This window comes from Streptomyces sp. NPDC044002 (assembly GCF_056434525.1).
On record NZ_JBWKEZ010000128.1, the window covers coordinates 4,811 to 9,113 of the forward strand.

Below are 4,303 nucleotides of genomic sequence, written 5' to 3' on the forward strand. Positions count from 1 at the left end.
AGCGCCGCCCCCAACACGGGCATCTCCGCCGTTTCACAGCGGGACGGCCACCTCGACGTCTTCTGGGCAGGACCCGACGGAACCGTCAGATCGAACTGGTGGGACAGCGCTCCCAACGGAGCCTGGGGAACACACGGACAGTTCAACATCACCCCGCCCAACAGTGCCGCCCCCAACACGGGCGTCACCGCCGTAGCCCAGCGGAACAACCACCTGGACGTCTTCTGGGCAGGACCCGACGGAACCGTCAGATCGAACTGGTGGGACAGCGCTCCCAACGGAGCCTGGGGAACACACGGCCAGTTCAACATCACCCCGCCCAACAGCGCCGCCGTACCCGGCGGGAGCGCCCAACCCCAGCCCCCGCCACCGCCGCCGTCGGACGAGCAGCGATTCCTCGACCAGATCAACAGCGCGCGCCAGAAGTACGGGTGCACTCCTCTGCGGACCGACCCGAAGCTCACCGAGACTGCGCGCGCCCACAGCGAGGACCTGGCCGCCCATCCGGACCTCACGGCCGAGGGGTTGACGAATCGCGGTCACGTGGGCAGTGACGGCTCGCTGGCCTGGGACGACAACGGGAACCAGGGGCGGATCCATCGGGATCTGGGTTCAGAGGCTGCCCGGGCCCAGGGCGAGAACGTTCACTGGGGCAAGGGTGACACCTTCGAAAGGGCCATGGACGACTGGATGAACCACGACGAGGCGTCAAAGTGGGGTCACAAGTACAACATCATGGGCTGCGACCCCGATGACCCGAACAACCCGTACAGCAACGGCGTCATCGGGAGCTACAACCCGCCTCCCACTGCCGGCTACCGGCTGGTCGGGGTCGGCATCGCGACAGCCGCCGACGGCACCGTCTACATCACGCAGGACTTTGCGGGCTGACGGAGGCCGACGGCCCACGACGCCCAGAAACCCCCCTTTCGGGGGGGGCGGCCGGCGGCTTTTTCCCCTCCCCCGCTTTGGGGGGGGCAACCCCCCCCCCGCCCCCTCTTCTCTCCTTGGCGGGCCTCGGCCCCCCCTGCGACACCCCCTCCCCCCCCCCCAGCCCTCCTGTGTGCTTTCCGGGGCCGTCGGCGGGCTCTTCCACTCGACCTGCTGAGGGGGGGCAGCCCCACCCCGCGTCCGGGGGGTCGCCGGATCGGCCCGTTCCCCCGCGCCGATCTAGCGTTTCGGCATGACTTCGCGCAAGCGCCTCGCCGTGGCCCTGGCCACCACCGCACTCCTCGTCTCCGGGGTGACCACCGCCGTCGCCCAGCCCGCCCCCGCGGAGCAGTTACGCAAGGACACCGAGGCGCTCCACGCCCTCGGCGTCAGCGGTGTGCAGGCCCGCATGATCGGGCCCGACGGCCGCCAGTCGGTCGCCACCAGCGGCACCGCCGACCTGAAGACCGGCCGCCCTGTCTCCCCGGACGGCTACTTCCGCATGGCCAGCACGTCCAAGACGCTGGTCGCCGTCGTGGTCCTCCAGCTGGAGGCCGAGGGCAGGCTGTCCCTGGACGACACGGTCGAGCACTGGCTCCCGGGTGTGGTGCGGGGCAACGGGAACGACGGCAGCCGGATCACCCTCCGCCGGCTGCTCCAGCACACCAGCGGCATCCAGGACGACCTGCCCGGGTACACCACACCGGCCGAGTACTACCAGCAGCGCTACCAGGTCCACGGCTCCGGGGAGCTGGTGGCCCGGGCCATGGCCCACGCGCCGGTCGTGGGCTGGGCGTACTCCAACACCGGCTACGTGCTGCTCGACATGGTCGTCCAGAAGGCCGCCGGCCGCCCCGCGCACCAGGAGATCACGGACCGCGTCCTGCGCCCGCTCGGGCTCGACCGGACCCGCTGGACGGGCACCTCGCCCACCCTGCCCCGGCCGCACGCCCGGGCCTACGAGTTCTTCGGCCCCGGTGCCCGCGTGGACGTCACCGAACAGATCCCGGTGGACCACGAGAACCTCGGCTGGGTCACGACCACACGGGACGAGAACCTCTTCTTCCGCGCACTGCTCTCGGGCCGCCTGCTGCCGGCACGGCAGATGGCCGAGATGAAGGACACCATCGACGTGACCGGCCTGGCGCAGGAGCTGTGGCCCGGAGGCAAGTACGGGCTCGGCCTGGTCCAGCGCCCCCTCAAGAGCTGCAACTCAAGCTATTGGAGCCACGAGGGCGGGGACGGCGGCTACATCACCCTCAACGGCGTCACCGAAGACGGCACCCGCAGCGTCGTGGTCTCCATGTCCGAGGCGCGCAGGGACCGCATGATGGAGCAGGAGAAGGCTGCCAGCGCCCTGATCGAGAACGCGTTGTGCGGACGCGCTCAGGCCGGTGCCGGCTGACCCCGCCCGTCAGTGGGGTCCACGACAGGCTCGTCCTCGTCCTCGTCCCCGTCGTCGCAGTACGGGCACCAGGGCGCCAGGCGGTTGTGCGTCCGGGTCGTCCACGTGGTGGCCACGGTGAGGGCGATCCCGGCGATGAGGAAGAGGTACGCCCGCCGCTGCGCCCCCTCCATGCCCAGCAGGGAGTAGAGCGGGGCACAGCCCAGGACCGCGAGGGAGGTGGTCGTGAACAGGTGCAGGCCAAACCTTGGGAGCGAGCCGAAGAGGAGGTGGTTCATCCACAGCGTCCGGCGCGTCGCGCCGTCCTCGCGCGCGGCTTCCGCCGGGTTGAGGGGCATCACCTTGATGCACTCCTCGCACAGTGGCGCGAAGTGGTGCCACAGCTGCATCGCGCCGGGAACGATCATCAGCAACTGGCCGGCCGCGTAGACGAGCAAACCCACCGGCCCCGTCCCATGGCTGAGCACGAGAGCGACGATCACGATGACCGCCGCGACCGTCTCCAGCAGGTACCCGGCATGGCGGTGCCGCACTCTGAGAATCATCGGGCGACCACCTCCGCGGCCTTCGCCGCCTCGCGCGGCACGAAGCACACCATGAGGTCGGTGCCCATCGCCTCGGCGACCCGGTGCAGGACGTCGAGGCTCGGCAGGCTCCTGGCCGCCTCCAGCCGCGACACGTGCGGCTGCCTCATCCCGGCCGCCTCCGCCAACTGGCGCTGCGACCAGCCCAGTTCCATCCGCCGGTCGTACACCGCCTGGGCGATCCGGTAGGCGAGGTCCCGCTCTTCGAGCTCGTCGGAATCATTCTTCCTTGGCATACCCCCAATGGTATGTATACCTTGAGCGGGATACCAGGGGGTGCCGCATCACCCCGGTGTGCAAACCGAGTTGGCGGATACCCCGCCCGACGGAGGGATGACCATGCTCGAATTCCTCGCCCGCAACCCCTACTTGCGTCCGCTGTGCACCGCCGTCGGCCTCGTCAGCGCGATCACGATGGCGGCGTCCCAGACCGACCACCGCACGCTGTGGACCGTGGCGGCGGTCCTCAGCGGCCTCGACCTGGCCCTCCAGGGCGTCACGGCCCTGCTCGGGCGGCGGAAGACCCCCGCATGACCATCGACCTCCTGGTCATCTACACGAACCGCCTGGACGAGTGCCGCGACTTCTACGCCGGCCTCGGCCTCGCCCTCGTCCCGGAGCGCCACGGCAACGGCCCGGACCACTACGCCGCGACCCTCGCCGACGGCACCGTCCTGGAGCTCTACCCCGCCACCCGCCGCCCCGAGACGGGCTACCTCCGCCTCGGCCTGACCGGCGACTCCTCCCGCACCCTGACCGACCCCGACGGCCGCACGGTCGTCCTGACCGCCCCGGAGCGAAGCCCCGTGACCACCACGCGCGAAACCGTCCGCCGCATCCTCGGCGACACCGCCCAGACCGACGTACGGGTCCACCCCGGCGGCGACGTCTCGGTCAGCATCACCATCGGCGACGACTTCGCGGTGGTCGACGGCAAGGACGCCACGGGCTGGGGCTGGAGCCTCAATCCGGCCCCCCACGAGGGCTTCACCGGCCACGCCCACACCGCCAAGAACATCGAGGAAGCCCTCCAGGGCGTCCGCACGGAGATCGCCTCGGGCACTCCCTGACCCGTCCGACCTCTGGTGCGGGCATCAGCCGAAGACGGTCGCCGGACGCTGAGCCGGGAGGAGCGCGTAGCGATCTGCTGCGCCTGTCGGTTCCCTGGGCTGCTCTGTTCGCCCTCTGGTGCGGGTAGCCGCGCCCGCGACCCGGAAACCGGGCCTCTGAGGGCCCGGATGCCCGGTGGGCCGGCGCCCGGTCCCTCGCCTGGTCCCTGAGACGGCCGTCCTTCTCCTCTGGACCGTGCCGTTTCTTTGGGGGTTTCCCGGCAGTCTTTCGGCTTTCCGGGGCGGGTCGGCCTGTCAAGGGTCGCCGAAGGCGA

At 70.6% G+C, this 4,303-nt stretch carries 6 protein-coding genes; 4 read left to right on the plus strand and 2 right to left on the minus strand.

Annotated elements, in window-relative coordinates; translation table 11 throughout:
• Both AC07A6_RS40795 and AC07A6_RS40800 read left to right on the plus strand, forming a co-directional pair.
• A partial coding sequence (locus AC07A6_RS40795; protein WP_478780466.1) for a CAP domain-containing protein occupies window positions 1-891 on the plus strand: 891 nt, incomplete at its 5' end.
• A 292-nt stretch (window positions 892-1,183) separates the two neighbouring features.
• Window positions 1,184-2,335 (plus strand): serine hydrolase domain-containing protein, encoded by a 1,152-nt coding sequence (locus tag AC07A6_RS40800; RefSeq protein ID WP_478780467.1) that lies wholly within the window; start codon window positions 1,184-1,186, stop codon window positions 2,333-2,335.
• Here AC07A6_RS40800 and AC07A6_RS40805 read toward each other — a convergent pair.
• A complete protein-coding gene (locus AC07A6_RS40805; RefSeq protein WP_478780468.1) occupies window positions 2,317-2,880 on the minus strand; it encodes a hypothetical protein in 564 nt (187 codons plus the stop codon). The two genes, AC07A6_RS40800 and AC07A6_RS40805, sit on opposite strands and share 19 nt — an antisense overlap.
• Entirely contained in the window at window positions 2,877-3,155 is a 279-nt protein-coding gene (locus AC07A6_RS40810) for a helix-turn-helix domain-containing protein (protein ID WP_478780469.1), read from the minus strand. Before AC07A6_RS40810 ends, AC07A6_RS40805 begins: the two co-directional genes overlap by 4 nt.
• Before the next feature lie 97 nt (window positions 3,156-3,252).
• Between AC07A6_RS40810 and AC07A6_RS40815 the strand changes: the two genes are divergently transcribed.
• Together AC07A6_RS40815 and AC07A6_RS40820 are read left to right on the plus strand one after the other, a co-directional pair.
• A complete protein-coding gene (locus AC07A6_RS40815) occupies window positions 3,253-3,453 on the plus strand; it encodes a hypothetical protein (protein ID WP_362472023.1) in 201 nt (66 codons plus the stop codon).
• Window positions 3,450-3,989 (plus strand): VOC family protein, encoded by a 540-nt coding sequence (locus AC07A6_RS40820; protein WP_478780470.1) that lies wholly within the window; start codon window positions 3,450-3,452, stop codon window positions 3,987-3,989. Before AC07A6_RS40815 ends, AC07A6_RS40820 begins: the two co-directional genes overlap by 4 nt.
• Window positions 3,990-4,303: the final 314 nt, after the last annotated feature.

Coding starts and splice junctions, on each gene's coding strand:
- AC07A6_RS40800 (WP_478780467.1), top strand. CDS start 1,184: ATGACTTCGCGCAAGCGCCTCGCCGTGGCCCTGGCCACCACCGCACTC.
- AC07A6_RS40810 (WP_478780469.1), bottom strand. CDS start 3,155: ATGCCAAGGAAGAATGATTCCGACGAGCTCGAAGAGCGGGACCTCGCC.
- AC07A6_RS40805 (WP_478780468.1), bottom strand. CDS start 2,880: ATGATTCTCAGAGTGCGGCACCGCCATGCCGGGTACCTGCTGGAGACG.
- AC07A6_RS40815 (WP_362472023.1), top strand. CDS start 3,253: ATGACCATGCTCGAATTCCTCGCCCGCAACCCCTACTTGCGTCCGCTG.
- AC07A6_RS40820 (WP_478780470.1), top strand. CDS start 3,450: ATGACCATCGACCTCCTGGTCATCTACACGAACCGCCTGGACGAGTGC.